At 60.1% G+C, this 26,827-nt stretch carries 27 protein-coding genes; 8 read left to right on the plus strand and 19 right to left on the minus strand.

Features of this window, described 5'->3' with window-relative positions:
- Positions 1-294, minus strand: a 294-nt coding sequence (locus C1722_RS08440) for a helix-turn-helix transcriptional regulator (protein ID WP_146040678.1), incomplete at its 3' end; no start/stop codon positions are given.
- Between the two features lie 445 nt (positions 295-739).
- Here C1722_RS08440 and C1722_RS08445 point away from each other — a divergent pair.
- Positions 740-2,014, plus strand: coding sequence for an aminopeptidase (locus C1722_RS08445; RefSeq protein ID WP_102378832.1), 1,275 nt, complete (start codon positions 740-742; stop codon positions 2,012-2,014).
- Here the strand turns inward: C1722_RS08445 and C1722_RS08450 are convergent.
- Positions 2,011-2,958: a DMT family transporter gene (locus C1722_RS08450; RefSeq protein ID WP_244902500.1), complete on the minus strand. Its 948-nt coding sequence runs from the start codon at positions 2,956-2,958 to the stop codon at positions 2,011-2,013. The genes C1722_RS08445 and C1722_RS08450 overlap by 4 nt on opposite strands.
- A 130-nt stretch (positions 2,959-3,088) precedes the next feature.
- Between C1722_RS08450 and C1722_RS08455 the strand changes: the two genes are divergently transcribed.
- Positions 3,089-3,970, plus strand: a complete 882-nt coding sequence (locus tag C1722_RS08455) for a LysR family transcriptional regulator (protein ID WP_102378834.1) — start codon at positions 3,089-3,091, stop codon at positions 3,968-3,970.
- Here the strand turns inward: C1722_RS08455 and C1722_RS08460 are convergent.
- From C1722_RS08460 to C1722_RS08475, 4 genes are all read right to left on the minus strand, one after another.
- The gene (locus C1722_RS08460; protein ID WP_102378835.1) at positions 3,961-4,665 is read right to left on the minus strand and encodes a Pr6Pr family membrane protein; all 705 of its coding nucleotides are present in this window, start codon (positions 4,663-4,665) and stop codon (positions 3,961-3,963) included. The genes C1722_RS08455 and C1722_RS08460 overlap by 10 nt on opposite strands.
- Before the next feature lie 102 nt (positions 4,666-4,767).
- Positions 4,768-5,028 carry a helix-turn-helix domain-containing protein gene (locus C1722_RS08465; RefSeq protein ID WP_102378836.1) on the minus strand — a complete coding sequence of 87 codons (261 nt, stop codon included), beginning with the start codon at positions 5,026-5,028 and terminating at the stop codon, positions 4,768-4,770.
- A gap of 17 nt (positions 5,029-5,045) precedes the next feature.
- Complete coding sequence (locus C1722_RS08470; RefSeq protein ID WP_102378837.1) at positions 5,046-5,603, minus strand: DUF2975 domain-containing protein; 558 nt, start codon at positions 5,601-5,603, stop codon at positions 5,046-5,048.
- A gap of 290 nt (positions 5,604-5,893) precedes the next feature.
- A complete protein-coding gene (locus C1722_RS08475) occupies positions 5,894-7,147 on the minus strand; it encodes a radical SAM/SPASM domain-containing protein (protein WP_102378838.1) in 1,254 nt (417 codons plus the stop codon).
- Positions 7,148-7,363: 216 nt separating this feature from the next.
- On the opposite strand from C1722_RS08475, the gene C1722_RS08480 reads away from it, so the two are divergent.
- Positions 7,364-7,603 (plus strand): hypothetical protein, encoded by a 240-nt coding sequence (locus C1722_RS08480; RefSeq protein ID WP_102378839.1) that lies wholly within the window; start codon positions 7,364-7,366, stop codon positions 7,601-7,603.
- 49 nt (positions 7,604-7,652) lie between these two features.
- Here C1722_RS08480 and C1722_RS08485 read toward each other — a convergent pair whose 3' ends face one another.
- The 11 genes from C1722_RS08485 to C1722_RS08535 form a co-directional block, all read right to left on the minus strand.
- Complete coding sequence (locus C1722_RS08485; protein ID WP_102378840.1) at positions 7,653-8,288, minus strand: HAD family hydrolase; 636 nt, start codon at positions 8,286-8,288, stop codon at positions 7,653-7,655.
- A gap of 10 nt (positions 8,289-8,298) precedes the next feature.
- On the minus strand, positions 8,299-10,050 hold the full coding sequence (locus C1722_RS08490; protein WP_102378841.1) for a proline--tRNA ligase: 1,752 nt from the start codon (positions 10,048-10,050) through the stop codon (positions 8,299-8,301).
- Positions 10,047-11,150, minus strand: coding sequence for a flavodoxin-dependent (E)-4-hydroxy-3-methylbut-2-enyl-diphosphate synthase (gene ispG / locus C1722_RS08495; protein ID WP_102378842.1), 1,104 nt, complete (start codon positions 11,148-11,150; stop codon positions 10,047-10,049). Before ispG ends, C1722_RS08490 begins: the two co-directional genes overlap by 4 nt.
- A 15-nt stretch (positions 11,151-11,165) precedes the next feature.
- Positions 11,166-12,257: a site-2 protease family protein gene (locus tag C1722_RS08500; protein ID WP_102378843.1), complete on the minus strand. Its 1,092-nt coding sequence runs from the start codon at positions 12,255-12,257 to the stop codon at positions 11,166-11,168.
- A 249-nt stretch (positions 12,258-12,506) separates the two neighbouring features.
- Positions 12,507-13,418: a carbohydrate kinase family protein gene (locus C1722_RS08505; RefSeq protein WP_102379596.1), complete on the minus strand. Its 912-nt coding sequence runs from the start codon at positions 13,416-13,418 to the stop codon at positions 12,507-12,509.
- An 11-nt stretch (positions 13,419-13,429) separates the two neighbouring features.
- Positions 13,430-14,668 (minus strand): 1-deoxy-D-xylulose-5-phosphate reductoisomerase, encoded by a 1,239-nt coding sequence (gene dxr, locus C1722_RS08510; protein ID WP_102378844.1) that lies wholly within the window; start codon positions 14,666-14,668, stop codon positions 13,430-13,432.
- A gap of 52 nt (positions 14,669-14,720) precedes the next feature.
- Positions 14,721-15,629, minus strand: coding sequence for a phosphatidate cytidylyltransferase (locus C1722_RS08515; RefSeq protein WP_102378845.1), 909 nt, complete (start codon positions 15,627-15,629; stop codon positions 14,721-14,723).
- On the minus strand, positions 15,630-16,409 hold the full coding sequence (locus tag C1722_RS08520; RefSeq protein ID WP_102378846.1) for an undecaprenyl pyrophosphate synthase: 780 nt from the start codon (positions 16,407-16,409) through the stop codon (positions 15,630-15,632).
- Positions 16,410-16,431: 22 nt separating this feature from the next.
- Positions 16,432-16,989 carry a ribosome recycling factor gene (gene frr, locus C1722_RS08525; RefSeq protein WP_102378847.1) on the minus strand — a complete coding sequence of 186 codons (558 nt, stop codon included), beginning with the start codon at positions 16,987-16,989 and terminating at the stop codon, positions 16,432-16,434.
- Between the two features lie 68 nt (positions 16,990-17,057).
- Positions 17,058-17,774, minus strand: a complete 717-nt coding sequence (gene pyrH / locus C1722_RS08530; RefSeq protein ID WP_102378848.1) for a UMP kinase — start codon at positions 17,772-17,774, stop codon at positions 17,058-17,060.
- Positions 17,775-18,088: 314 nt separating this feature from the next.
- A complete protein-coding gene (locus tag C1722_RS08535) occupies positions 18,089-19,570 on the minus strand; it encodes a S1C family serine protease (RefSeq protein ID WP_102378849.1) in 1,482 nt (493 codons plus the stop codon).
- A gap of 475 nt (positions 19,571-20,045) precedes the next feature.
- Between C1722_RS08535 and C1722_RS08540 the strand changes: the two genes are divergently transcribed.
- The 3 genes from C1722_RS08540 (at position 20,046) to C1722_RS08550 (ending at position 23,224) form a co-directional block, all read left to right on the plus strand.
- On the plus strand, positions 20,046-20,561 hold the full coding sequence (locus C1722_RS08540) for a D-alanyl-D-alanine carboxypeptidase (RefSeq protein WP_102379597.1): 516 nt from the start codon (positions 20,046-20,048) through the stop codon (positions 20,559-20,561).
- Positions 20,562-20,570: 9 nt separating this feature from the next.
- Positions 20,571-21,746: an iron-containing alcohol dehydrogenase gene (locus C1722_RS08545; protein ID WP_102378850.1), complete on the plus strand. Its 1,176-nt coding sequence runs from the start codon at positions 20,571-20,573 to the stop codon at positions 21,744-21,746.
- A 68-nt stretch (positions 21,747-21,814) separates the two neighbouring features.
- A complete protein-coding gene (locus tag C1722_RS08550; RefSeq protein ID WP_102378851.1) occupies positions 21,815-23,224 on the plus strand; it encodes an aldehyde dehydrogenase in 1,410 nt (469 codons plus the stop codon).
- 16 nt (positions 23,225-23,240) lie between these two features.
- Here the strand turns inward: C1722_RS08550 and C1722_RS17595 are convergent, their stop codons facing one another.
- Positions 23,241-23,369, minus strand: a complete 129-nt coding sequence (locus C1722_RS17595) for a hypothetical protein (protein ID WP_279611956.1) — start codon at positions 23,367-23,369, stop codon at positions 23,241-23,243.
- A 65-nt stretch (positions 23,370-23,434) separates the two neighbouring features.
- Between C1722_RS17595 and C1722_RS08555 the strand changes: the two genes are divergently transcribed.
- Positions 23,435-23,689, plus strand: a complete 255-nt coding sequence (locus C1722_RS08555) for a hypothetical protein (protein ID WP_102378852.1) — start codon at positions 23,435-23,437, stop codon at positions 23,687-23,689.
- A 373-nt stretch (positions 23,690-24,062) separates the two neighbouring features.
- Positions 24,063-24,680 carry a helix-turn-helix domain-containing protein gene (locus tag C1722_RS08565; protein WP_102378854.1) on the plus strand — a complete coding sequence of 206 codons (618 nt, stop codon included), beginning with the start codon at positions 24,063-24,065 and terminating at the stop codon, positions 24,678-24,680.
- Positions 24,681-24,840: 160 nt separating this feature from the next.
- Here the strand turns inward: C1722_RS08565 and C1722_RS08570 are convergent, their stop codons facing one another.
- Complete coding sequence (locus C1722_RS08570; RefSeq protein WP_102378855.1) at positions 24,841-26,682, minus strand: flavocytochrome c; 1,842 nt, start codon at positions 26,680-26,682, stop codon at positions 24,841-24,843.
- Positions 26,683-26,827 lie beyond the last annotated feature (145 nt).

Below are 26,827 nucleotides of genomic sequence, written 5' to 3' on the forward strand. Positions count from 1 at the left end.
CGTCCCGGGGGAAGCCTGCGCTTCTCCGCCCACGGAAGCCCGCTGCGCTGCGCGATCGGACATTTCGAACTCCACATCGTCTTCGATGCTGCCGTCTACGTAGAGGAGGTCGTCGAGAGAGACTCCGTACAGCTTCGCCAACGCGATGAGGTTATCGGTATCGGGGGAGGATTCGGAGCGCTCCCACTTCGAAACCGCCTGCCGGGAAACCCCGAGCTTTTCCGCTAAACCCTCTTGGGAAAGCCCTGCTTCCTTGCGCCGTGCCGCGAGGCGCTCCGCGATCTCAACGTTCATGCGTAACCCTTTCTTCGGTATTCAATCATCTTACCTTATCCAAGCTTACGGTTGCGGCTCCGTTGATTCGACCAATTCCAGTTGGAATTTTAGGAAACTATTGGTTGCGGGTATACGCCAAAGCGCTGAACAGGCATTTCGTAAGCTATACTTACCAACGTGGAGCAGAAACGCCCTCCGAAGAAAAGGCGATTCGTCCATCATCGCACCACAGGCTCACCGAAACGAGGGACAGAACCAACCTCGTATCTCGACCGAGAGCCCATCGCCATCTAACCTGACACCGAAAGAGGCGCGTCGAGTAACACCCGCATCGTCCGTCGAAGACAAAGCCCCGATATGCATGCACGTCGACCCATCGCGAGCGGCAAGCGCCCTTGCATCGACTCGGCAGCTGCGTTATACAATAGGAGTCCGTCTCGCACAACCGCCGGTAAGGAGCCCCATGAAAAACACCGACCGCCCAACCGATTCCTCCGCATGCTTCGAATCGAACCTTGAGAAATACGCCCGCCTCATCGTCGAATCGGGCTGCAATGTGCAGCAAGGCCAAGAGCTTTTCCTCACCGCTTCGGTGGAGACCGCGGATTTCGCCCGCCTCGTTACCCGCATAGCCTACGAACGCGGAGCGCGTCACGTAACCGTACGGTACACCGACGAACAGATATCTCGCATGCACTACGACCATTGCGACCTCGCCGTGTTCGAAACCATGCCCGAATGGGCGGCGATGCTCAACAACTCGATGGCACGCGAAGGCGCGGCCATCCTTTCGATCATATCGGAAGACCCTGAGATCATGACGGGCATCGATCCGGCAAAAGCCGTCGCCAACGCACGGGCCTCGCACCTCGCCTGCAGCGAATTCTACGACGCTCTCGACTTCGGCCGAAACGTTTGGTGCATCGCGGGAGCTGCCTCATCCGCATGGGCGCGCAAGGTCTTCCCCGGCGTTTCGGAAAGCGAAGCTGTCGCGAAGCTCTGGGGTGCGATCTTCACGACAGCCCGCATAGGTGATGCCGACCCCGTCGCGGCATGGGAAGAGCACCGCAAAAGCTTTGCAGCCCGCACCAAGCTCTTGAACGAGCAGCGCTTCGACGCACTTCGCTACCGCAACGGCGCAGGCACCGATTTCACCGTAGGGCTTACGGATAAGCACCTCTGGAACGGCGGCGGCGACACCACGCAAGGCGGTACGCCGTTCTTCCCCAACATTCCCACCGAGGAGGTATTCACAACCCCCGATCGCCTTCGCGCCGACGGCACCGTCGTCTCGGCGATGCCTCTTATCCACAACGGTACGCTCATCGATAGCTTCAGCATTACGTTTCGAGACGGCAAAGCGGTCGATTTCTCGGCAGAACAAGGATACGACACGCTTAAATCCATCATCGAGACCGACGAGAACTCGTGCAGGCTCGGCGAAGTCGCGCTCGTGCCTTTCGCTTCCCCCATTCGCGAAACCGGTATCCTGTTCTACAACACGCTCTACGACGAGAACGCCTCGTGCCACTTGGCGCTCGGCCAGGGCTTCCCCGATTGCTACGAGGGAGGCACCGAAATGGATGCAGAATCGCTCTTCGAAGCGGGCGTCAACAAGAGCGCGACCCACGTCGATTTCATGATCGGCACCGAGGACCTCCGCATCGAGGGGATCAAGGCGGACGGGTCGGTTCTGCCGATCTTCGAGAACGGAAACTGGGCTGGGATATTCGCCTAGCTTGAACCGGATTCCAATGCGGGCGATTGACTTGCCCGCGACCCCCGCCTCGCCTTACTGCGTACATTCGCGGCGAGGCGGCCGTCGAGATACGTCTCGACGAGCACGCATGCCACGATAAGCCCCGCACCGGCGAATCCGACACCGCTCAGCATTTCACCGAGAACGATCCACGAGAACGCAGCCGTGAACAGAGGCTCGCCGCACAACAGCATCGATACCGTCGTCGAGGAGAGCCTCGTAAGGGCGACGTTCTGCAGCGCAAACGTCAAGCACGTACTCAGCAGCGCGAGAAACACGATAACGCCCCACGCAGGCGGCTGCACGGCCGCGACGTCGATCATAGGCTCGAGGGAGAGCGCCCCGACGAGCGACAGGACGAACGTCACGCCTATCTGGGCGGCCGACACCGTCGCCACGTCGAGGCTCTTCAAGCCGCGCTCGCCGAACACCAGGGCTCCGGCAAGCGACGCAGCGGAAACGAGGGCCAGCACCTCTCCCCATCCGAAGACGAAGGCCCCGCCGTTGCAGCACAGAAGGTACAGGCCGAAAACCGCGAGGGCCTGAAACGGGAGATGCACGAGTTTGTAAGGACGCTTGAGTACGAAAACCGCCGCGACCGGAGTGAACACGATAGGCAGCGCAACGAGAAACCCCACGTTCGTGGCGCTCGTCAACGCAAGCGCCACGTTGCATGAAATGTAGGAGACGGCCATGCACAGCGCCGCCGGAAGCCAGTCCACGAGGTTCGCTTGCCGAAGCTGCAATACGATACGACGTCCGAAGAATACAGCGAACACAAGCAGGGCGAGCCCGAAACGCAAAGCCAAACACCAAAACGGCGTGATGCTGTCGTAGGCAAGCTTGGTTACGGCGTTTCCCAACCCGAATATCGCCGTTTGCGCCACAATGCACCATACGTGTGTCCAGCTTTTCGAACCCACAGCCCGTCCTTTCCAATTGCCGGAGAACATGGTACTGTTGAGCTTGATATAAGTAAAACGAGAAATTCTTCAAAAGAATTAAAGTACTTCTTGTTTTCTGAACGAACGATAAACCCCGAGCGGAGACGGCATGGGAGAGCAAAAATACGAAGCGTTCATCAAAGTCGCCGAAACCGGCAGCTTCAAGCAGGCGGCCGAAGAGCTCGGCTACACCCAAGCGGGCATCAGCTATATGATCAATTCGCTTGAAAAGGAGTTCGGCCTCACGCTGTTCGTCCGCGAATACGGCGGCACGCACCTTACGTCGGAGGGCAAAGAGCTCCTCCCTTGGGTTCACAGCGTCCGCAACAGCGAGCGGCAGCTCGCCGCAAGGCTTTCGGAGCTCAAACAGCTTGAAGGGGGCTCGGTGCGAGTCGCCACGTTCACGAGCACTTCCATTCATTGGCTTCCGGGCATCACGAAGCTCTTTCACAAGCGCCACCCGACCATTGAACTCGAATTCATCTGCAACGACAACCAAAGCGAGGTCGAATCGCTCGTGTGGTCGGGAGACGCCGATTGCGGATTCTTCGCCCTCCCAGTGAAACTGGAGCTCGAAACGATCTCGTTGCGCCACGACCCGATGCTGATCGTCCTGCCCCGAAACCATCCCGAAGCCTCCAAGGAACGCTTCTCGCGCGAAGCGATGGCGAAATACCCGTGCATCAAGCTGAGCGATGGGTCGGATCTCGAAATGGACGAGGTATTCGCCCGCAACGGAGTCGAGCCGAGAATAGCGTTCTCCATCGCTAACGACTACGCGGCGCTCGCCATGGTCGATCAGGGATTGGGATACAGCGTATTCCCGGAGCTGATCCTTCGCGATCCCCTATTCGACATCGTCTGCAAGCACCCGGAGATCCCCACGAGCCGAGAACTCGCCATCGCGGTAAGGTCGTTTTCCGATGCGTCCACGGCTACGCATGCGTTCATCGACTGCACAACCGAATGGGTTGCCCAAGCCTACGGCTGAGAAGCGTCCACCTCGCCAAGCGGTCCCCCGCGACTTTCCGAGAGCCTTCCCAGCAGCCGATCAACAGCGAACACCGCGTAGCCGAGCGCAAGAAACGCTGCCCTCACAAGTACGACGTTGACGGCCACACCCGACCATCCGATAAGGTTCGGGTCGATGAAGAAATAAGGATAGCTTGATCCGCCTCGATACGTAGCGCCAAGCGGAGCGGCAACCAGAGCAAACACGAGATAGTACAGCGGTAGAGCCAACCACCTAACCGGATCGAACGGCCTGATCGATCCTTTCCGATCGAACAGAAGCCAGTCGGCCACGGCCATAAGGGGAACGACGAGATGCACGGTTAAGTTCGAGGCCTCAGACCCGTTCGGCACCATAGAGAAATTTGCTCCCACCAGCACGAACCAGTATATCAGCAGCGTTACCACGATCCCCATGGTAACCGCGCCCTTGACCGCAGGAGAATAGTTGACGGTTCCCACCGCACCGCTGAATCTGATTTCGCGTGCGCATTTGCCAGCCGCATAGGCGAAGTACGCAAGCACGAAAACATTGCTTTGAATGGTGTAGTAGAGAAACGTCGACGCGTTGAGCCGGCCGTCGGGTATTCCCGAGTTGAGGAAGATGCCCCATGCCGCGACGAGGACCAGAGCCGTTTTCCACACAAGGGAAGTGTATCGGTTCGTGATGCACATCGAGATTCACTCCCGTCCCAGTCGCGCGGGCATATTAGTTATGTTCTTATCTAATATAGCGCTGCCTACAGGGTCGCACTCGGAAAACACATGCTTTGTAAGCTATTCGGCATCCTCTGACGAGATATCGGATCTCTCGTCGATGAAAATCCCTTCGCCGTTCGGGACGTACTCGAGTATATCGCCCGGCTGACAATCGAGCGTTTCGCAGATCATTTCGAGCGTGGAAAAGCGAATCGCTTTGATTTTCCCCGTCTTTATGCGCGACATATTCACGTTCGATATGCCAACCTTTTCGGAAAGCTCGTTAAGGGACATTTTCCGATCAGCCATGATGCGATCGAGCCTGAGGATGATTGGCATCGCTACCCGGCCTCGCCCTACAACGTTTCGTCAGAAAGCTGCTGGAGGAGCGTCCCGTACTCGAACACAAGCGAAAGGCAATAGAGTATCGCGGCCGCGCTCAACATGCCAAAGTTGATAGATAACGTTGGATTGCTATTAACGCTCGTCACAGAATACTTGACCATGAGCGATCCACTCTCGACCAGAGTGGTTTGCCCTATAGAGAAGACCGCCTCCACCACAACGTATACAATAAAGATAAGAGCGACAACCCTGATTCTTCTAACCTGGCGCATCGAAAAAGGCGACTCTCCCTTTTCGATGTCGCTAAGGAAGTGTATAGCCTGCCTTAAAAACACCGCAATCAACAAACCGAAAACTATGCAAAGGATAAAGGGGACGGCGCCTGCTGATTCCGCATCCGGAGAAACAATCTCAGGAAAAAAGGACAGGCATCCAAACAAAGCAACCAGCATAACCCAGACTATACAGAACAAAACAAAGATAACTTTGAAGAATACCCTGATTGCCTTTGCTGACTTTTTTAGCCGGTTCAAAGAGGCTTCGGTTTTTGTATATTCCTCAGTAGTCATAAAATGATTCCTTCATACGAAATAGCGCTTAGGCGAATCGTCCCGTACAGCAAAATCCAGCCACTTCCATGCATTATACAAACAACTCAACTAGATTGCCCAGAGGCATACACGTAAACCCACCGTCAGTAATAACGAAAGCAATACAAATGGCCCCCGTTACTACTGAGGGCCATCGAGTCTTTGGCGGAATCCATTAGCGCCACTACAGACCAACCTTAAAGCAAAATCCGTAGCCTACCTCTACACATGCAGCCAGCGTTCCCGCCTCACTATGAAACAGCATATCGTCACCTCCTTCCCTGCATCGCCACAGCGGCTTTGACCATTTCGCCGTAGCCGCTGAAGAACTCTTTCATCATTACGCAATACGCGTCGGGGGATCGTAGATTGCCAAACCCGAACAACGACCGGGCCCGGCACCCTCCCCCGCACAGCAGCTCGTACTCGCATTCGGCGCAACCTTCGAAGTCTTTCGTGTTCAGCGATCGAAACCCCTGGCCCACCTCGCTCGACAGGGCACTGTGCATGGAATCGCTGAACAGGTTGCCCATCGCGAGCTCTTTGCGGTGGAGCATATGGCAGGGATACACGGTTCCGTCGGCAGCGACGCTCACCATCCCGCGTCCGGCTCCGCACGAGCTCTTAACCGTGAGGTTAGCCCCGATCGGGGAGTCGGATACGGGCATCGGACCGCCCTCGCCAACCGTCAGCATCGACCTGCCGAGCTTCCGCAGCTCGGTCTCGCGGGGAACGAGTTCGCCCAACGCCGCATCGTCGCAAGAACACGAAAGCAGGCTGAACGAAACCGTGACGCCCAAACGCTCGGCGAGGTCGAGGTAGCCGCGAACGTCGTCGATGTTCTTAGCGTGGATCGTAGCTATCATGTGCGCAGGAATGTTCGCTGCCTTTACGGCTTCGATCGCGCGGACAAGCTCGGGGTATCGCTGCTGACCGCGGATATAGGCCGGCGACGACGCCGTGCACCCGTCGAACGAAATCGACACGCGATCAACGAACGGGGCAACCCGCTTGAGCTGATGCGCGTCAAGCCCAATGCCGTTCGAAAGAACGACAACCGAAGGAATGCCGCATTCGATTTTCGCATAGGCGGCAATGGCGGCAAGATCGTCGCGAAGGAACGGCTCTCCGCCCGATATGACGATCTGTTCCACTCCCGCCGAAGCGAGCTGCGAGATGGCGTGGTTGATCTTTTCGGTCGGCGCATCCGCGAGCCTGTTGCGATCATCGTCAAGAGAGTAGCAACCGACGCACTGCAGGTTGCAGCGTTGCGTAATGTGCACGTACGCCGATTTGAGAGAATCGTCAGGTTTTTTGTATCCGAAGAAGCCGCCAATGCCGAGGTGTTGGAACAACGCCTCGTCAACGGCGACGATCTCGGCGGGAGGTACGTCTTCATGCATGAGACGCTGGCAGATGTCCCGTCCTTCGGCCGTCAGTCCGATGGCGTACCCGGTGTTCAAGTTTCCGATCATCGGAATGCCCTCGAAATCGAACATAACAGCTTGATCGCCGAACCTCATCCAACCTCCGCTCCTTGCGTGCTATCGATAGAGTACACCGATAGACCCCTGTATTACATGATGGATTCCACCATTTTTGTGATGATATTCATTATGGACGAGTGGGAGAAAAGTTCCTACTGGTATTTTTATCGTTTTATGATAAATTCTTAAGCCTAATCGTTCATGTAGCTTATTGCATACGGGACGGAGTCAGTACCATACGAGGAGCGCCCTATGTTTGAGGGTTTTATCATTCCAGATATCTCGGAAGTACTCTTCCCGCTCTGTCTCGCGGTCGGCTATGTGGCGATTATAGGATCGGTATCCGCGATGGTGGTCAAACTCGTACGCTGGAGGGGGCAACGTTCAGAAATGGGCTTGCTCGCAACGGCTGAATGCAAGATCACCCTGCTTTGCTGCTCGACGTTCATGCTCATGGGCATATTGATCGTCGTCTTCTTCAATAGCATATAGGCATTCCCCCGCCCGGACCCCCACCGCTACATTCAACCGGGCAAGCCACTTACAGCAAGCAGGGCACATCGCGGATACCGGCACAGGCGAAATCGGGTCGCTCAGCCAACAGCGTCGCCTCGGAGAACATGCCCCACAGGGCGGCCGTCGTCTTGCATCCCGCACCGTTTCCCGCCTGAATGTCGTACGGGCTGTCGCCGACGTACATGCAGTCTTCGGAGGCGAATCCCAGAAGAGCAGCGCCGTGAATGACCGGCCCCGGCTGGGGCTTGTGCTCGGGCCAATCGTCCGAGCCGATCATGCAGCCCAGATACGCGTCCAACCCGAACAGCTGCAATCCCTGCATAGCAGCCTCGTGGCGCTTCGACGTGACGACGCCGAGCGGATACCCCTCAGCGGCAAGCGCCTTCAACGTCTCCTCGGTGCCATCGAACGGGCTGACCATGCCGTCGTGCTTGATCGCATTGTATTCACGGTACACACGGAGCAGCTCATCGTGAAGCGTCTGATCGCTTGTAAAATCCCACATCTGCGTCGTAAGGGGCTGGCCGACTTTGGCCATAAGGCGCTCGGGAGGAATCTCCTCCCGAAGCACCGTTTTCACCGCATGCTGCATCGATTCGAGAATGAGGTCGTGCGTATCGAGCAGGGTTCCGTCGAGGTCGAAGAGAATCGCTTTGGTCATGGATGCCGTACTATTCCGAGAACAGGCTGCCGAAGGCGCCGATACCCGAACCTTTGATGTTGCGCTTGGTGAAGGCCAGCGCCTCGGCTACCGCAGCGATGGATATATCGCGCTTTTCGCCCGTCCTGCGCAGCTTTATCTCGACCTTGCCCTCTTTAAGACCGCGTTTGCCAAGCACGATCTGCAACGGCCAACCGATGAGGTCGGCGTCGGCGAACTTCACGCCCGCGCGCTCGTCGCGATCGTCGATGACCACTTCAAAGCCGGCACGCGCGATATCGGCGGCAAGGCGCTCCGCCGCAGGCTGCACCTCTTCGTCGCCCACGTTGAGCGGAATGACGCACACGTGCGCGGGAGCCACCGAGACGGGCCAGAAAATGCCGTTCTCATCGTTATGCTGTTCGACGATAGCCGCCATGGACCTCGAGATGCCCACGCCGTAACACCCCATGAGGAAGTTCTGCTCGGAACCGTCTTCGGCTGAAAACGTAGCGCCCATCGATTTGGAATACTTGTCGCCGAGCTGGAACACCTGCGACACCTCGATGCCGCGGGCCCCCTCGAGCGGAAGACCGCACTTGGGGCAGCAGTCGCCCGGTTTGACGACCACGAGATCGGCCCACACGTCCACTTCGAAATCCTCGCCTTGCTTGGCACCGACGTAATGGTAACCGTCCTCGTTCGCGCCGACCACCCAGCGGGGTATCGCCTGCAGGCTGCTGGCCGCAACTATGCGAACGCCCTCGGGAAGGCCCACAGGACCCATCGAGCCCTTGTGCAGGCCCGCCGCCTCCATTTCCTCGTCGGTCAAAAGCTCGAAGCCCTCGACCACGCGAGCGGCCTTGAGTTCGTTGAGGTCGTGATCGCCCGGCACGAAGAACACGGTGATTACGCCATCCTTGCCCTTGCCGGAAAGCGCTTTGACCGTTGACGATTCGGGAATGTCGAGGAACGCCGCCAATTCGGCGATGGTGTGCACGTCGGGCGTTGCGATCTTCGTAAGCGCGTCGGCCGCCGTATACTCGGTCGGACGGGCAAGGCCCTCGCCTGCTTCGGTATTGGCCGCATACCCGCACGAGCAGTGCACGAGCTCGGCTTCGCCCGCGTCGGCAAGAGCCATGAACTCGCAGGTCACACTGCCGCCGATCTGTCCGGAGTCCGCCTCGACGGGACGATAGTCCAAATCCATGCGCTCGCAGATCCTGCCGTAGGCGGCGCTCATGTCATCGTAGGTCTGCTGAAGCGATTCCTGGGAGTCGTGGAAGCTGTAGGCGTCCTTCATGATGAACTCGCGACCGCGCAGAAGCCCGAAGCGCGGACGGATCTCGTCGCGGAACTTCACCTGGATCTGATACAGCGAAAGCGGAAGCTGCTTGTAGGAACGCAGTTCATTGCGAACGAGCGCCGTGATGATCTCCTCATGGGTGGGTCCGAGGCAGAACGGGCGATCGTGACGGTCGACGAGACGCATGAGCTCGGGGCCGTAATCATCCCAACGGCCGCTCTCGTGCCAGAGTTCCGCCGGCTGAAGCACCGGCATCATGATCTCCTGGGCGCCGATGCCGTCCATCTCGGATCGCACGATGTTCTCGACTTTCGCCAGAACCTTCTTGCCGAGCGGGAGGAAGGTGTAGACGCCCGATGCGGCCTTGCGAATCATACCCGCGCGAACGAGCAGGCGATGGCTCGCTATCTCGGCATCGGCGGGATCTTCCTTCAAGGTGGGAACGTACAGTTCGCTCATACGCATAATGTCAGTCATAGTCTTCCAATCTCCTCCATCAAAGCATCCACAATAGCGCCCTCCTCGACCTTGCGCAAGGTCTTGCCCTGGGCGAATATCACTCCTGAACCCTTGCCGCACGCCACGCCGATATCGGCATCGGCCGCCTCGCCGGGTCCGTTCACCACGCATCCCATTACAGCCACCTTCACCGGTAGGGCTACCGACCGCAGCCGTGCTTCGACCTCTTTCGCGAGCGCGATGAGATCGACCTGACAGCGTCCGCACGTCGGGCAGCTGATGATCTCGGGAGATCGGCGGCGCAGGTCAAGCGCTGCAAGCAGCGTCCAACACGCACGAACCTCCTCGACGGGATCGTCGGTAAGCGAAATGCGCAGCGTATCCCCGATGCCGCTTTCGAGCAGAATACCCAAACCGCTCGCGGATTTGACGATGCCCTGGAACAGCGTGCCAGCCTCGGTGACGCCGATGTGCAGCGGCACATCGGGAATCTCAGCCGAAAGCATGCGATACGTGAGCACCGTCGTCATGACATCATGCGCCTTCGCAGACACAACTATATCGTAAAATCCCTGTTCTTCGAAGTGTTTTACGTAATCGGCAGCCGAACGCGCAAGCTTTTCCGGCAAGGTCATATCGCTTCGCGCAGCCAGTTCGGAATCGAGCGAGCCCGCGTTCACGCCGATGCGGATGGGAATGCGGGCTTCGCGCGCCGCCGCTATCACGCGATCGGTTTCGGCCAGCCCCCCGATGTTGCCCGGGTTGATGCGCAGCTTCGCAGCGCCCCGCCTGGCGGCCTCGATGGCGATATCGGCGTCGAAATGGATGTCGGCGACAACGGGAAGGGGCGATGCTTTGCACACGGCCTCGAACGTGCCGAGGCAGGCTTTGCGCGGAATGGCCATGCGCACGATCTCGCATCCAGCCTCGGCAAGCCGCTCGATCTGCGCCAGGTTGGCTGCCGCATCGTCGGCTGCCGCGTTGAGCATCGACTGCACGGCGCACGGCGCACCGCCGCCCACCGGCACTTCGCCCACCATCACACGGCGCGTCCTCGCGTTGGGCCGCGCCCGTACCGCCTCGTCAGCAGCTCCCTTGCCGCTTCGCTCCTCTTCCATCGCAAACCCCTATCGCTAACCCCAGTTCCCGAATATGAACCGCTGGATATCCTGGTTGATCATCACCAGGAACAGCCCGACGAACAGCAGCATGCCGACCGTGCTCATGTAGTTGAGCGCGCGCATGGTCACGAGCTTCTTGGTGATCTTCTGGAACACCTCGATGATGAAGCGCCCACCGTCGAGCGGGGGGATCGGGATGAGGTTCATGATGCCGAGCGACACCGAGATCATCGCCACGAACTGTAAGAACATCACGATGCCCGCATCGGCGTAGTCCTTGGCCAAAACGGCGATGCCCATAACCGACGTCGAGTTCGAAACGGTATCGCCGAACGTTGCGGGATTGAACAGTCCGATCACCGCCGACACCACCGCGCCGATGTAGTTGAACCCGGCCTGGACGGCCTGCAGCGGGTTCACGGTCATATGGGATATCTCACCCGTCTGGGTGTTCTGCACGTCGAAGCCGATGATCGAGAACAGGATCACGAACATGAGGATGGCGAACAGCAGGTTCACAAGCGGACCCGCGAGGATGATGGTCGAGCGCTTCCAGAACGGAAGGCTGCGGTACTGCTGCTTGCGCTCGCTCTCGAAGAACCCGTGCGGATCGGCAACGATGCGCTGCTGTCCGAGCTCGTAGGGCTCGACGCCCTTCGCAAGCTCCTTGACACTCGGCTTCACTTCGGGTGCACGGTAGGTATTGAACTGGTCTTTCTTGGTGGGTCCGGCGATACTGCCCCATTCGGTGAGCTGCTCGAGCGCATCGTAGGCCTCGTCATCGGTAATGCCGAGTTCCGATGCGACATCTTCCATGTTGGCAACGCCGCGCCGGTAGACGCAGGCGAGCACGCGCTCGAGATGAGGGCTCTCGCCGCCGGGCTCCATGCCGCAAATGCGCGCATAGCCGCCAAGCGGGATAGCGGTCACGCCGAATTTGGTTCCGCCCCGGATAAAGCCGATGTTCGGACCGGGAAGGCCCAGCATGAACTCGGTAACGCGAACGCCGAACGCGCGCGCTGCAAGGTAGTGCCCGCCCTCGTGGATGAAGACGAGAAATCCCAGTACGATGATGCCGTACAAGATCATCAGGATGACGTCCATATGCTGCTCCTTATGAAAAACGGCGTATCCGCCGATAAAATGTCGAGGGTATTATTATAGAAAGACTTACATTCAAACGGCCAGACGCACGGTAATCCCACAAACTTACGCAAGAATCTCCGTCCGAATACCGCAAAAGGCGTAGGGCGAAGGTCCTCGAAGCAGCGAGAAGCCCGCATCCTTTGCAACGCGGCACGCAGCGAACTTCGATGCGAAGCGGAAACCCGATCCGCCCAGAGCAGATTCGGCTTACAGACAAACTCCCAGCTGCGCGAACCTTTCATCGGAAAGCGTGCCACCCGCGACCGTGCACACGGCACCCGCAACCTTGTTCGCAATCGCGAGCGCGTCCTCCCAACCGCACCCCGCATTACGCGCAGCCACAAGCGCACCGAGGTGGGCGTCGCCAGCGCCAACCGTATCGACGGGCTCCACAGGGTCGGTCGGCACAAACAGATGCTCTTCTCCTGAGAACAGATGCGCGCCCCGCGCCCCTTCGGTGACCACGACGGTATTGCCGCTCGCAGCCTCGATGGCTCGCGCCGCTTCCCCAATGGTCGATTTTCCCGTATACGCAAGCGCCTCCAGTTCGTTCAGGTGCCATATCGGATGAAGAGCGTTGATGCGGGAGGTCTTTTCGGGTCCGACACCCTCGATGCGCGGACCGGGTGCGTAGAAGAATTCAATCGCGGAATGCTCCTCGAGAAACGAGATTATCGCGTTGCCTCCGGCGCCCTCGATCTCGTAGCCGCTCGCAAGAGCCTGCCCGAACCGGGCGGCGTCGACGGCTTCGAACCATGCAGGCTCGAAGCGCCGCTCGATTCCCGGCGACGTGATCATGGTCCGCTCGCCATCCGGCTCCACAAGGCAGGTGCACGAACCGCAATCGAGCGAAGTATCGATCCGGAGCGCCGCCAAACCGCGCGCCTCGATCTCCTTTTTGACGAAATCGGCGAACACGCCGCTTCCGATCGGCGCGAACAAGAATCCCGGTCTTCCGAGCTGCCGGATAACGTTGGCCGAATTGAATGCGCTTCCCCCGACTATCGCATCGCGATGCTCCACCACCACGCCTTCGCCCCTCTCGGGCAGGCGCGAGACGTTGCACACGATATCCACCATGATCGCACCGATCGAGAGAACGGCTTTCTCTTGCACCATGCGATCCCCCGTTATCTCGCGTTGATCCATGCATCCGCCGTACGGCGTGCCCACCCGTCGGTCTCCTCGAGCTGCTCGAGGCTTTCGACCGGCCTCGTCTCGTGCGCTTCCATGACCGCTTCTACGCACCCCGCGATATCGAGGTACGCGCACCGTTCGGCGAGAAACGCGGCCACCGCGATCTCGTTTGCCGCGTTCATAACGCACGGCAGCGTACCGCCCGCGCGCCCCGCCTCGCGAGCAAGCGCAAGACACCGGAACGTATCGGCATCGGGTGCAGCGAATTCCAGCGAGCCGAGCGTGCGGAAGTCCATCGGCCGCACCGGCGCATCCCATCGATCGGGATACGAAAGCGCGAACTGGATCGGGATGCGCATGTCGGTGGTGCCGAGATGCGCCTTCACGCTGCCGTCGGAGAACTCCACCATCGAATGGATGGCGCTCTGCGGCTGCACGACAACCTCGATTCTGTCGTAGGGCATGTCGAACAGATGGTGAGCCTCGATCACCTCGAGGCCTTTGTTCATGAGCGTCGATGAATCGATCGATATCTTCGCACCCATGTTCCACGTGGGATGGGCGAGCGCTTGAGCGGGCGTGATATCGACAAGCTCCTCTTTGGTGCGGCCCCTGAACGGTCCGCCCGAGGCGGTAACCCAGAGCCTGGTCACCTCGTCGGCACGCTCGCCGAGCAGGCACTGGTAGATTGCCCCGTGCTCCGAATCGATGGGCATGAGCGCACCCGCAGGACCCGTCTTCGGGGCGAGTCCGTTTGCACGCCGCTGCGCATCGACTTGAGCGGCCAGCGGCATGATAAGATCGCCGCCTACCACCAGCGATTCCTTGTTCGCAAGCGCAAGCACCTTGCCCGCGCGGAGCGTCTCGTAGCTCGCGCGCAACCCTGCCGCGCCCACAAGCGCGTTCACCACAACGTCCGCCTCGGGAAGCCGAACGAGGTCGACGACCGCATCCTGGCCGAATCCCAGCGTTGCCGCGTTTTCGGCATCGCCGGCAAGCGCCAGATGCGCCGCCAGCGATCGGGCGGCCGGCGCTTCGCGAAGGCTCTCGTCGCCCACCGCCGCATGGAGAACGCCGAACTCGCGAACCTGCGCCTCGAGCGCGTCAACACGCGTCCCGAGCGCCAGGCCGACCACTTCGAGCCTATCGGCGTGCCTCCGCACCACGTCGAGCGTCTGGCCTCCGATGGATCCCGACGAACCGAGAACGACGATGCGCTTCCTGGAAGACATATGGCATGCACCTTTCCGCGACGTAGCAACGCCGCGCACCCGTACGCGGGCCTCAAACGACAAACGGAATACAGCCTCCGGCAACCAGCAGTATCGCAGACGTCACCGAGACGAGGAACAGCGAATCGGTACGGTCGAGCAAGCCTCCGTGGCCCGGCATGATCGTACCTGAATCCTTGAATCCTGAATTGCGCTTGATGCGGCTTTCGGCGAGATCGCCGAGCACGCCCATAAGACCGCAGATCAAACCGAAGAACAACGCCTGAACCACATCCATGGTGACACCCGGAATGTAGGTCATCGCGCACCAGACGACCATGGATCCCACCAGACCGGCGAAAAAGCCCTCCCAGCTTTTCTTAGGGCTCGTCCGGGGCGCGAGTTTATGCTTTCCGAATTTTCGGCCGATCAGATAGGCGAACGTATCGTTGGCCCATACGCTGAGGAAGATGCCGAGCACGAGAACGCCTCCCCACGGATCGGGAAGCGACATCCGCACGACCATGATGCCCGAAAGGAGCAGCCCCGTGTAGGCTGCACCGAAAAAGCTCACGCCCACATCGGGCACCCGCGCGCGCGTCCAGAACACGTACCACGCGATGAGGGTAACGAGCAGGCCGACGCTTACCATGAGCGCGCCCGCAAGCCCGAAGAAGAACACGCTCAACGGGTAGAGGATCGCCGCGATGATGCCGAGCAACTCGTTGGGGAGCTTCGCGTCGGATCGTAGCATATAATAGAATTCACCTGCGGATATACCAGCCGTGGCTGCAAGCAGCACGACCGTGGTGATATCGTTTACGAGAATGCAGATGACCGAGATGGCGATGTAGATGAACCCCGTGCGAAAACGCACCTGGATATCGGTCGGGTTCTTGAGTTTCTCGGGCGTTTTATCGAGGGCGAATTTCTTGATGCGCCCCGTGCTCCCGGGATTGTCCTTCGACTCGTCGGCGGCCATCTACCCCACCGCCCCGAACCGGCGATCCCTTCCCTGGTAATCGAGCAGCGCGCGAAGGAACTCGTAGCGATCGAAATCGGGCCACAGCACCTCGGTGCAGTAGAACTCCGTGTAGGCGATCTGCCACAAAAGGAAGTTCGATACGCGCATCTCCCCGCTCGTGCGTATAAGCAGGTCGGGATCGGGAATGTCGGCTGTGTACAGGTAGCGCCCGAACGTTTCCTCGGAAAGCTCCTCGGGGGTTCCGCCTGCGGCGAGAGCTTCGTGGGCCTGCCGCATGTACGCGTTGATGCCGTCGATGATCTCGTTTCTGCCCCCGTAGTTGATGGCGACCACAAGCGTCATGCCGCTGTTGTTCTTGGTTTTCTCCCACGCCTCGTCGAACGCGTCGCGCGTTTTCTTCGGCAGGGCGCCCGTGCGGCCGATCGTCATCACGCGCACGTGCTCTTCGTGCAGCTCGTCCACCTCGGCGAGCATGGTTTGCGCGAAGAGGTCCATGAGTCCCACGACTTCTTCTTCGGGGCGTTTCCAGTTCTCGGTCGAGAACGAATAGATGGTGAGGTACTTCACACCTATGTCGTTTGCGGCACGAATGGTCTCGCGCACCGCCTCGATGCCGGCGGCGTGCCCCTTCAAGCGGTTGAGAGCGCGTTTCTTCGCCCATCGACCGTTGCCGTCCATGATGACGGCAACATGGACGGGAATGCGCCCGACATCGACCGCCGCCGGGTTGAGATCGGCGGGCGGATCGGGGAATATCTCGGCAAGGGGCTTGTTCACGTCGACCTCGGGTAGAAGGAGATTAGATCTCCATAACCTCGGCTTCCTTCTTCTTGAAAGCGTCTTCGATCTGCGCGACGTAGCTGTCGGTGAGCTTCTGGCTCTCGGTTTCGGCGCGCTTGGCGTCATCCTCGGAAATCTCGGAATCCTTCTTGAGCTTCTCGATCGCCGTGTTCGCATCGCGGCGCGCGTTACGAACGGCTACGCGTGCCTCCTCGGTGTAGTTCTTGCACTGCTTCACGAGCTCGCGGCGGCGCTCCTCGGTAAGGGCCGGGAACGGAAGGCGGATGACCGAGCCGTCGTTGGAGGGTTGCACGCCCAGATCGCTCTGCTGGATCGCCTGCTCGATGGTGGAAAGCGTCGATTTGTCCCACGGCTCGATGACGAGCATATGGGCGTCGGGGGTTTTAACGGCCGCCATTTGGTTGATCGGCGTAGGCACGCCGTAGTAATCCACCTTTATGCGGTCGAGCACCATAGCGCTGGCGCGGCCCGTGCGGACTGCGGCGAAATTCGTGCCGAGCGATTCGATCGCCTTCATCATTCGTTCTTCGGCCTGAGCCATAATATCGTCAACCATCTGCAGTTCCTTTCAACCGATCCAAGCGTTGTGCGCCGCTTCCCTTGTCGGCGCGGAGCTTTTCGCCCCTATTGTACCGTGGTTCCGACGTTTTCGCCTTTGAGAGCTTTGGCAATGTTGCCCGGAACGGTCAGATCGAACACGATCATGGGAAGGTCGTTGTCCATGCACAGCGAGGTGGCCGTGGAGTCCATGACGTTGAGCCCCATCGACAGCACGTCGAGGTAGCTGATCTTGTCGAACTTCTTGGCGTCGGGGTTGGTGCGCGGATCGCTGTCGTATACGCCGTCGACCTTGGTCGCCTTGAGCAGGCATTCGGCATCGATCTCGCAAGCGCGCAGCGCTGCGGTGGTGTCGGTGGTGAAGTACGGGTTGCCCGTGCCGGCGGCGAGGATGACCACGCGGCCCTTCTCGAGATGGCGGATGGCCCGGCGGCGGATGTAGGGCTCGGAAACCTCTTGCATGTTGATGGCGCTCTGCACGCGGGAGTAAACGCCGTGGCGCTCGAACGCGTCCTGCAGGGCAAGCGCGTTCATGACGGTGGCAAGCATGCCGATGTAGTCGGCCTGGGCGCGCTCCATGCCTTCGGCGCTCGCAGCCATGCCGCGGAAGATGTTTCCTCCCCCGACGACAACGGCCAGCTCGACGCCGTCTTTGACGATATCTTTGATCTGAACAGCCAGGTCCTCGACGACCTTCGGATCGATGCCGTACCCCGCATCGCCCGCCAGGGCCTCGCCGGACAGTTTTAGAAGGACGCGCTTGTACTTGTAGCCTTCAGACATTCATCGACCTTTCTCACCGTATCTGATATGAAAGCGCCGGATCCGCTGGCGGCGCCAAACCGCAGCCGCAATCCAAGCGTGTATTCGCCGCGACTATAGTAACCGAAAAACCGGTTCGACACGCAAGCGAGCACAGCCAATCTGGGGCTTTCCACGTAATGAGCAAACAGGTACGCCCGAGGTTAGCGAAAGCGGCAACAGCCGATGCGAGACGAGCGGACGCTGTGCGGGCGCAAAAAACGGTGGACCCGCTTTCGCGGATCCACCGTAGGGTTGGCGGTGCTGAACCGTTTCGAGAATCTACGGTGCAGGCTTTACGAAGTGTAGCCGTCGCTTCCGTAGCCGTTGCCGCCGTAGTTGCGGAGCAGGTCCTCGAGCGAGCCTGCGCCCTGGCTCTGCTGCTGGGTTGCGGCTTGCGTGCTCTCGTCGGAGCCGAGCGTTACCTCGAGCGTTTCACTCTGGCCGTTGCGGTTGATCTCGACCTCGGCCTTATCGCCCGGGTTCAAAGCGCGGATCTGGAGCATCAGCTCATCGGCGGACGTGATGGTCGTGCCGTTGAACTTGGTGATGATGTCGCCCACCTCGATGCCGGCCTCGGCAGCGCCGCTTCCCTCGCTCACGTTGGCGACGTAGGCGCCTTGGTTAACCGCGAGACCGTAGCGCTTGGCGATCTGCTCGTTCACCGTGGAGAGGGATACGCCGAGCTGGGCATGGGTCGGGGTCTTGCCGTCGATGATCTGCTGCGCGATGTTGACCGCGTAGTTCACGGGGATCGCGAAGCCGACGCCGGAGTAGTTGCCCGAGTACGACGTGATCAGCGTGTTGATGCCGATGAGCTTGCCGTCCGCATCGACGAGCGCGCCGCCGGAGTTGCCGGGGTTGATGGCGGCGTCGGTTTGGATCAGGTTCGCATAGATCATCGTGGAGCCGTCGGTCTGCGAGTTCATGATCTGCGAGCGGCTCGTCGCAGAGACAATACCGGTCGCCACGGACTGCTCAAGGCCGAAGGGGCTGCCGAGCGTCATAACCCATTCGCCGATGATGAGGTCGGAAGAATCGCCGATCTCGATCGGAGTCAGACCCGTTGCGTTCTGCGCCTTGAGGACCGCGAGGTCGGAACTCGGATCGGTGCCGACAACCTCGGCGTCGTACTCCTCGCCCTCGATGGTCACCTTGAACGCCTCGCCGCCTTCGACGACGTGGTAGTTCGTGATGATGTAGCCGTCTTCGGAAAGGACAACGCCGCTGCCGAGCGAAGACTGCGTCAGCGAGTTCGCATCGGAGCCGGAGCCTGCGCCGTACCCGTACATGCCGGACGATTGGCTCGTGTAGACGTCGACCGCTACGACCGAAGGCAGGGCTTTCTGGGCGACCGCTTCGGCAAGCGTCGCATCGTCATCGGTTGCGTCGATGCTGCCGTTGCCGGAAGACCCGATGACCGTAGACGAGCCGGAGTCGCTTGAACCGCTGCCGCCGCTCATCGCATTGTAGATGCCGAAGCCCGACAGGGCGATGATGCAGGCCAGCGCCGCACCCGCAAATGCGAGCAGAAACGTTTTCGGACCGGTCGACTTCTTGGCGGGCTCGACCGGCTGGGCCGAAGGAGCCTGGTAAGAGGGCTGCTGGTAGTATCCCTGCTGCGAATGCTGGGCATGATGCGGCAGGGGCTGAGCTCCCTGGGCGGACTGGCCGGGCTGCGTCGGCTGGCCGGGCTGCGTCGGCTGATTCGGCGCGGTGTAGCCGCCATTGCCCTGGGGCGGTGGAACCGGCGCACCGTTTCCATTCGTGTTATCCATTGTTTACCTCCGTCTTAGTGCGCGCATTGCACGCGGTTCGATTTGTGTTGCCGCAACCTTACCACCGCTTTTCTCCGCTCAACCTACACGCAACCAATCCGTCATCGTCGTGTCATGGAATTACACCAGATGGAGTACACCCCAAGTATGAGGGCGTGACCTCGTGCGGGGAAGTCATTACAGAAAAAGGGTGCCCAGCTGCGGGAAACGATCGAGCCGACGGAAAAACCGGTGCCTGAGAACGACCGCCCGAATGCGGGCCGACGCCTTAAGCGGGCTCGACGAGCGAACCGCAGCGGCCGCTCGGCTGGCTTCACGGTGATTTTCCCATGAACGAGCGCTCCGCGAACAGCACAACCCGCTATTATTGGTTCGACGCTCGGGCGGCGCTGCCCGAATCGCTGCGGCGCCCGAAGACGCGACGATCGTACACGATCGCCCTGACTGCAGAGCCGATAAGGGGATTTGAGTGATCATGGCAACGCAAACGCAACCGACGTTCAGCGAACGGATGAAGAAGCTGTACGTGCGCATCCTTCTTCGCATGCTGGCCTTTCTTTCAAGCAACATGCGCTACGTGTCGCGCAAAGTTCAGGCCGAAATCGATTATCTCGATGTCGGGTACACCTTCATGCTCGACGTAAAGGGCGCCGATCTAACCTGCATCTGCAGGAAAACCGAGGAGGGAAGATTTCGCCGCGTGCCGCTGCGCGAAGTCGCAACCGACGTCGAGCCGGGAAGCGGCCTTTCGAGCGCGCAGAACGACGCCGTCACCGTCGACTACGTGATCGCCTTCCGCTCGCTCGAGTATGCATTCCAGTGCTTCTCGGGCGGCAAATCGCTCCAAGACGCCCTGGCCGAACGCGCCTTCACCACGCGCGGACCCAACAGCACCGGGGTTTCGCTCACCTATATGTTCACGGCGCTTCTCCGCTCGTTTTTCTTCTGGCGTCGCGCCTACCGCAACCAGCCCGTCGCAAGCACCAACTAGGAGGTTACCGTGAAAGGGTTCGAGTATTCATGTCCCACCAAGATCGTGTGCGGCGAAGGATCGCTGGCGAAAATCGCCGACGAGCTGCGCGACCAGGGCATTGCCAAGCCGCTCGTCATGACCGATCAGGGCCTCGTGCAGCTGCATGTGGCAGACCACCTGTTCAACGAGCTCATGGCAGCGAACGTACCCTACGAGGTGTACGACAACGTGCCGCCCGATTCGTCGATGGACGTGGTGAACGAGGTGGCCGCCCTTTACACCGATAAAGGCTGCGACGGGTTCATCGCACTCGGCGGGGGCTCGGTCATCGACACGACCAAAGGTGCCGCCGCATCGCTTTCCGCCGAAGGCGTCGATTTCGCCACGCTGCAGGGCTCGGAGATTCTGCAGGGCAGCCTTCCGCCCCTCGTCGCCATTCCCACCACGGCGGGGACCGGCAGCGAGGTCACGCTCGTAGCGGTGGTCGCCGATACCGAAAAGCACGTGAAGCTGAGCTTCACGTCCTACAAGCTCGTGCCGCACGTCGCGATCCTCGATCCCGTGCTCACCCAATCGCTGCCGCCCAAGCTTACGGCAACGACCGGCATGGACGCGCTCACGCACGCCGTCGAAGCGTACACCTCCATTCAGAAGAACCCCGTGAGCGATTCGCTTGCGCGCTCGGCCATCACGCTCATCGCCGACAACCTGTTTACCGCGTGCGCCGACGGGAAGAACGCCGATGCACGGACATCGCTTGCGCTCGCAAGCCTCATGGCGGGAGCCTCCTTCTCGAACGCTATGGTGGGCATCGTGCACGCCATCGGGCACTCGCTCGGCGGTCTTGCGCACATTCCGCACGGGCAGGCCATGATGCTCTTGCTCCCCCACTGCGTCGACTACAACATTTCCCAGGGCTTTCACAAGGGGCTCTACGGCGAGCTTTTGCGCGACCTCGACGAAGCGTGCTACGTCGCCTCCGATCCCGACAATCGCGATACGGTGTTCGCCCGCAGGCTCCACGAGATGAACGAGCGGTTCCATGCGGAATACGGCGTGCCCATCAAACTGCGCGACCTCGGCGTCGAACCCGAACAGTTCGAGGAGATCGCCAAGCAGGCGCGCTACGACGGCGCCGCCCTCTACAACGACAGCGAAATAACGATCGATGTCGCAATGGGCATCCTGAACGCCGCGTACTAGAGAAAGCAGCAGCCCCGCTTGCCGCAAGCCAAGCGAATGCGGGGCGAGACGAGATTGCAGGAGGATCGATGAGACAGAAGGTGCAATTCGAGAATCTCGGGGACGTTCAAAAGCAGGCGCAGCGCATGCGCGACTTCTACGCTACGGGCGCGACGCTCGACGTGGAGTACCGCAGACGGGCGCTCACGCAGCTTCGCGCGTACCTCAAGGCGAACGAGGAGCGCGTTCTCGACGCCCTGAAGGCCGACCTCGGCAAAGCGCACTTCGAGGGCTACGCCACCGAGCTCGGCATCGTCTACGACGAGATCACCACCTGCCTCAAGCATCTCAACCGCTGGTCGAAGCCCAAGCGGGTGGCTACGCCCATCGTCCACTTCCGCTCGTCTTCCAAGGTCTACCCAAGCCCGATGGGCGTCGTGCTCGTGCTCTCGCCCTGGAACTACCCCGCACAGCTTGCCCTCGTGCCCATGGTCGACGCCATCGCGGCGGGCAACTGCGTAGCGCTCAAGCCCTCGCGTACGTCGAAGGCCACAAGCGAGCTTCTGATCGACATGCTCGCCGCCGTGTTCCCACCCGAATTCGTGTGCGGGTTCCCCGGATCGGGCGATATGAACGACTGGCTGCTCGAGACGCGCTGGGACCAGATATTCTTCACGGGCAGCCCGAACGTGGGCCACACCGTCATGGAGGCGGCCGCCAAACATTTGACCCCCGTCGTGCTCGAGCTCGGGGGCAAGAGCCCGTGCATCGTCGACAAAACCGCCAACATCAAGCGCGCGGCCCAGCGCATCGCCTGGGGCAAGGGCATCAACACGGGCCAGACCTGCGTGGCGCCCGACTACTTCCTCGTGCACGAAAGCGTGGTCGACGATCTCGTAGCCCAGCTCGATGCGTGCTTCCACCAGTATTACGGCGAGGACATCCTCGCCTGCGACGAGTGGCCTCACATGATCAACAGCCACCACTTCGAACGCGTGATGGGGCTCATCGAGAACCGCAACCCCGGTGCAACCGTCGCGTTCGGCGGGCACGGGGATCCGCAGGCGCTCAAGATCGAGCCGACGTGCCTTCGCGGCGTAACGCTCGACGATCCGGTTATGGGCGAGGAGATATTCGGACCCGTGCTGCCCGTCATCACCTACCGAACGCTCGACGAGGCCCTCAACATCGTGCGCACCTTCGAGAAACCGCTCGCAACCTACGTCTTCTCCGACGACAAAGGCGTACAGGAGCGCGTGATCCGCGAGCTGCCCTTCGGCGGCGCAACCATCAACGACGTGGTGATCCACCTCGCCAACAACCACATGGGCTTCGGCGGCGTGGGCAATTCGGGCATGGGCGCCTACCACGGCAAGGTGGGCTTCGACTGCTTCACGCACTACAAATCGACGCTCAAAAAGGGAACCTGGCTCGAGCTTCCCGTGCGCGTTCCCCCGTTCGGCGATAAGATCAAGCTGTTGCGCATGCTCATGAAGTAGCAGCGCGCTGTCTAGCTTACGGACGAACGATGCGCTTCGCCGGCTCAAGGGCTTTGATGAGGAACTCGGGCATGAAACCGATGCGCAGCTTCGTCATTGCGCGAGCCGATTGCACCATGCCGCCGCGCACCCAATCCTGCGTCATGCACTGCGCCTCAGCACAAAGAAGTCGATTTCGAGCAGCTCGGCCAGTGCTGCCCTTGCACGAACGTGGGAGAACGGCAGAGCGCGCCCATCGATCCCAGCGTCGACAACGGCGTGCCCCTCGAGGCGGACATCATCGAAGAGCTCGTCGACATGATGGGGCTGCCTAAAGAAGGGACGCTCACCACCGTCGAGCGATATACCGAACTCGCCGCGAAGGGAGTCGACGAAGACTTCCGCAAGGTGCCTTTCAGGTTCACCGCGGTTGACGGGGCCCGTTCCGCGCCCGCAAACTCTCAGGTTGGCTGCTCTCGGCCATGAGCGGCGTTCGCATCGATTCCACGTACGCCCTGCTCGCGCCCCCAGCACGACCGTTGCAAGTGCACTGCAGACGCTTCATGCACGCTTTTGACAAGGCTTTGCCTCCCATAGGGGCTGTTTTGCTTGTCAAAAGCGTGCGCGAAGCGTCTGCACAAGGCAGCAAGCGGAGAGATACCGCGAAAAACATCGAACGTCGCGAGCGCTCGCTTTTGGCGCAGTTCCTTTTTCGCATCGCGAGCTTAAGGTGCGAAAAGAGCGGTGCGAGACCTTTTGCTACCGCGGGTTGCCGAAACGCCATGCGCGGGTGGTGGTATCGCAACCGCGCGGTGGCGATCATTGGACTATGATAAATCCGCAGAGAGAAAGGGTTGCCATGAACATAGCCGACCGCATACAGCACTTGAGGAAGGTGAAGGGCGTGTCGCAGGAAGAACTCGCCGACAAGATCGGCGTGTCGCGCCAAGCGGTATCGAAATGGGAGAGCGAGCAGAGCATCCCCGACATCGACAAGGTCATCATCATGAGCACCTACTTCGATGTGACGACCGACTACCTGCTCAAGGGAATCGAGAACCCGCATGCAGACGAGGCCAGGCGCCCCGATGCACGCATCTTCGTCATCGTAGGCACGGTGCTCGACTTCGTAGGCGTCGTCATAGCGGCAGCGCTGTGGTACGAGCAGCAGCTACCCATGGCACTCGTCGTCGGACTCGTGTTCATAGCGCTCGGATGCATGGTGTTCGGGGTCGGCATGATCAATTCGGATCCGCGCTCGAAGACCAGCGCGCAGCGTACCTTCTGGATCGTCAACGTGTGGCTCATCGCGTTCATCCCGCTCTCGTTCGCCTACAACGTGCTGTTCACCGGCACCACGGCGCCGTACCCGCTTGTGGCGGATCCGATCATCGCGTTCGCACTCTTCTGGCTCGTCTACATCACCCTCTGCCTCGTCGTGGTGTACTTCCAGGTGAGGCAGAGCGCGCGGGGCTAGAGCGACTTGAACGGTCGCGCAGCCTTGGCGCGAAAAAGCACCGCGATATCGAAACGCGCAAAAACCGGATTCGTGCGAAGCGAATCCGGTTTTATCGTTGCGGATAGGAAACTAGGGGAAAGATCATCGAGAACCAACCCAAGCCCCTTATGCCAAGATACTACTCGACTGCTGCCCCCGCATTCTCGGCAGCATGAAGACCGGCGTTTCGTCCGAACGTCATGATGTCGGCGATGGCGTTGCCGCCCAGACGGTTCGAACCATGAATTCCGCCCGTGCACTCGCCCACCGCATAGAGGTTGGCGATGGGGCTGCCCGAGGCATCGAGCACCTGGGAATCCACGTCGATCCTGATGCCCCCCATGGTGTGATGAACGGTCGGAACCTTCTTGCATGCATACCACGGTCCCTCGGTTAACTGAACATCAGCGCTGTTGTTGGCCTCGAAACCGAACGGATCTTCCATTTCGCCCGCCACAACGGCGTTGTAAGTATCGATCGAGTCCTTGAGCTTCGCCTCGTCCATGCCCGTCGCCGACGCGAGTTCTTCGAGCGTGTCGGCGGCGATCACCGATCCGAGGGCGATCATGTCCTTAAGCCTCTCTCCATCCTTATCAGGCTCGGTCAACGAGGGGTAGCGCACCTTGTTAACGACGATCCAGTACGTCGAATTAGTCTGGTCGAATATCGCCTTGCACAGCGTATCGCGCGCCGCGCCTTCGCTTACGAACCGAGCGCCTTCCTCGTTCACGAACACGCGGTTGCGACCCGACGTTCTGATGTGCTGCATCAAGCCCGTGCCCGGCGTTCCGCACGGATGGAGCTGGATATCGGAAAGCCCGATGAGTTCGGCACCGACCGATTCGGCGAGCTTCAGGCCATCGCCTTGGGCGCAGGGTTTGATGTTGGTGCAACCGATCGTTTCGTCAAGCGGCACCTCAGCCCACACACCGGTGTTGACTTGCTGGCGGTACTCGACATTCGACCCGAAGCCACCCGTCGCAAGAACGACCGACTTTGCTGTAACCGCGATTTCCTCGCCGTCTTCGCGCCGGCCCCTCACGCCGGTCACGCTTCCGTCGGATCCCGTGATGAGTTCCGTTGCCTGCGTGCCCGCCACGACGATTATTTTGTCAGGGTTGTTTGCAATCCAATCGCGGAACGCATCCGTGTAGCCGCTACCTGCGGGCTTTACCGTATAGTGGCTGCGCTCGCCAAGAGAACCCGTCGCAGAACCCACCTTCATCTTGAATGCGCAGCCTATCTCCTCAAGCCACTCCACCGACTCCATGGCATGAGCTGTAAGGAAATCGACGAGCACGGGGTCGCCGATGTTGTGGCCGCCTTCGAGAGTCGACTGGTAGAATTTCTCGACCGAATCCTCGATCCCTTGTTTTTCTTGCCGATACGGATCAACTGCATTGAGGGCCCCGCCCGACACGTTCGTGGACCCGCCGAGAATGCCGCATTTTTCCATCACGACCACCTTGGCACCGGCTTGCGCCGCACGAATCGCAGCCACGCAGCCGCCACCGCCACCACCGACCACGCATACATCTGCGGTATACTCCGTTTCCGCCGCTTCGCCTGAATCGACAACAGCCGAAAGCTCTCCGCCACCCGCTTGCCCGATGCAATCCTGCACCCCTTGGATGAGCGCCATGCTCGAAAGCGTAGCGCCGGCAACCGTGTCGACGTCGAACGATTGGGTCGATATGATCTGCTCCGCGATCCTGTCCATCGCATAAAGGCCAACTCCCGGCGATTCTAGGCTGCTACTCGTATCGATATCGACGATCGCGTACTCGTTGAACGTCACCTCCACCGTAAAGGGCGCGTTATGCCCCATAACCTCAGCCGCATACTTACCAGGCATGAACGCAGCCGATCCTCCGCTCGGACTTCCCTGAGCTTGGCTGCACCCCGCTAGTCCCGCAAGACCTCCAGCCAGCCCCACGACTGCAGCTCCCTTGATAAACGAGCGCCTGCTTACCTGTTCCATGATTATCCTCCCTTATGCCTTGTAGGTTTCCATCGTCGGATGCGTCTGATTCGCATCCGCATCCAACGTCGTCCATCCTAGGAGCTCGCGGCTCTGCACTCTTCCGCCGAGAGAGGTGATTCGTCTTTTTCCGCTCGTTCGCAAG

It is taken from the genome of Raoultibacter timonensis (assembly GCF_900240215.1).
Lineage (GTDB): Bacteria > Actinomycetota > Coriobacteriia > Coriobacteriales > Eggerthellaceae > Raoultibacter > Raoultibacter timonensis.

Excerpts from the sequence above, each read along its gene's own strand:
- C1722_RS08445 (WP_102378832.1), top strand. The coding sequence starts at position 740 with ATGAAAAACACCGACCGCCCAACCGATTCCTCCGCATGCTTCGAATCG.
- C1722_RS08455 (WP_102378834.1), top strand. The coding sequence starts at position 3,089 with ATGGGAGAGCAAAAATACGAAGCGTTCATCAAAGTCGCCGAAACCGGC.
- C1722_RS08460 (WP_102378835.1), bottom strand. The coding sequence starts at position 4,665 with ATGTGCATCACGAACCGATACACTTCCCTTGTGTGGAAAACGGCTCTG.
- C1722_RS08465 (WP_102378836.1), bottom strand. The coding sequence starts at position 5,028 with ATGCCAATCATCCTCAGGCTCGATCGCATCATGGCTGATCGGAAAATG.
- C1722_RS08470 (WP_102378837.1), bottom strand. The coding sequence starts at position 5,603 with ATGACTACTGAGGAATATACAAAAACCGAAGCCTCTTTGAACCGGCTA.
- C1722_RS08475 (WP_102378838.1), bottom strand. The coding sequence starts at position 7,147 with ATGAGGTTCGGCGATCAAGCTGTTATGTTCGATTTCGAGGGCATTCCG.
- C1722_RS08480 (WP_102378839.1), top strand. The coding sequence starts at position 7,364 with ATGTTTGAGGGTTTTATCATTCCAGATATCTCGGAAGTACTCTTCCCG.
- C1722_RS08485 (WP_102378840.1), bottom strand. The coding sequence starts at position 8,288 with ATGACCAAAGCGATTCTCTTCGACCTCGACGGAACCCTGCTCGATACG.
- C1722_RS08490 (WP_102378841.1), bottom strand. The coding sequence starts at position 10,050 with ATGACTGACATTATGCGTATGAGCGAACTGTACGTTCCCACCTTGAAG.
- ispG (WP_102378842.1), bottom strand. The coding sequence starts at position 11,150 with ATGGAAGAGGAGCGAAGCGGCAAGGGAGCTGCTGACGAGGCGGTACGG.
- C1722_RS08500 (WP_102378843.1), bottom strand. The coding sequence starts at position 12,257 with ATGGACGTCATCCTGATGATCTTGTACGGCATCATCGTACTGGGATTT.
- C1722_RS08505 (WP_102379596.1), bottom strand. The coding sequence starts at position 13,418 with ATGGTGCAAGAGAAAGCCGTTCTCTCGATCGGTGCGATCATGGTGGAT.
- dxr (WP_102378844.1), bottom strand. The coding sequence starts at position 14,668 with ATGTCTTCCAGGAAGCGCATCGTCGTTCTCGGTTCGTCGGGATCCATC.
- C1722_RS08515 (WP_102378845.1), bottom strand. The coding sequence starts at position 15,629 with ATGGCCGCCGACGAGTCGAAGGACAATCCCGGGAGCACGGGGCGCATC.
- frr (WP_102378847.1), bottom strand. The coding sequence starts at position 16,989 with ATGGTTGACGATATTATGGCTCAGGCCGAAGAACGAATGATGAAGGCG.
- pyrH (WP_102378848.1), bottom strand. The coding sequence starts at position 17,774 with ATGTCTGAAGGCTACAAGTACAAGCGCGTCCTTCTAAAACTGTCCGGC.
- C1722_RS08535 (WP_102378849.1), bottom strand. The coding sequence starts at position 19,570 with ATGGATAACACGAATGGAAACGGTGCGCCGGTTCCACCGCCCCAGGGC.
- C1722_RS08540 (WP_102379597.1), top strand. The coding sequence starts at position 20,046 with ATGGCAACGCAAACGCAACCGACGTTCAGCGAACGGATGAAGAAGCTG.
- C1722_RS08550 (WP_102378851.1), top strand. The coding sequence starts at position 21,815 with ATGAGACAGAAGGTGCAATTCGAGAATCTCGGGGACGTTCAAAAGCAG.
- C1722_RS17595 (WP_279611956.1), bottom strand. The coding sequence starts at position 23,369 with ATGACGCAGGATTGGGTGCGCGGCGGCATGGTGCAATCGGCTCGCGCA.
- C1722_RS08565 (WP_102378854.1), top strand. The coding sequence starts at position 24,063 with ATGAACATAGCCGACCGCATACAGCACTTGAGGAAGGTGAAGGGCGTG.
- C1722_RS08570 (WP_102378855.1), bottom strand. The coding sequence starts at position 26,682 with ATGGAACAGGTAAGCAGGCGCTCGTTTATCAAGGGAGCTGCAGTCGTG.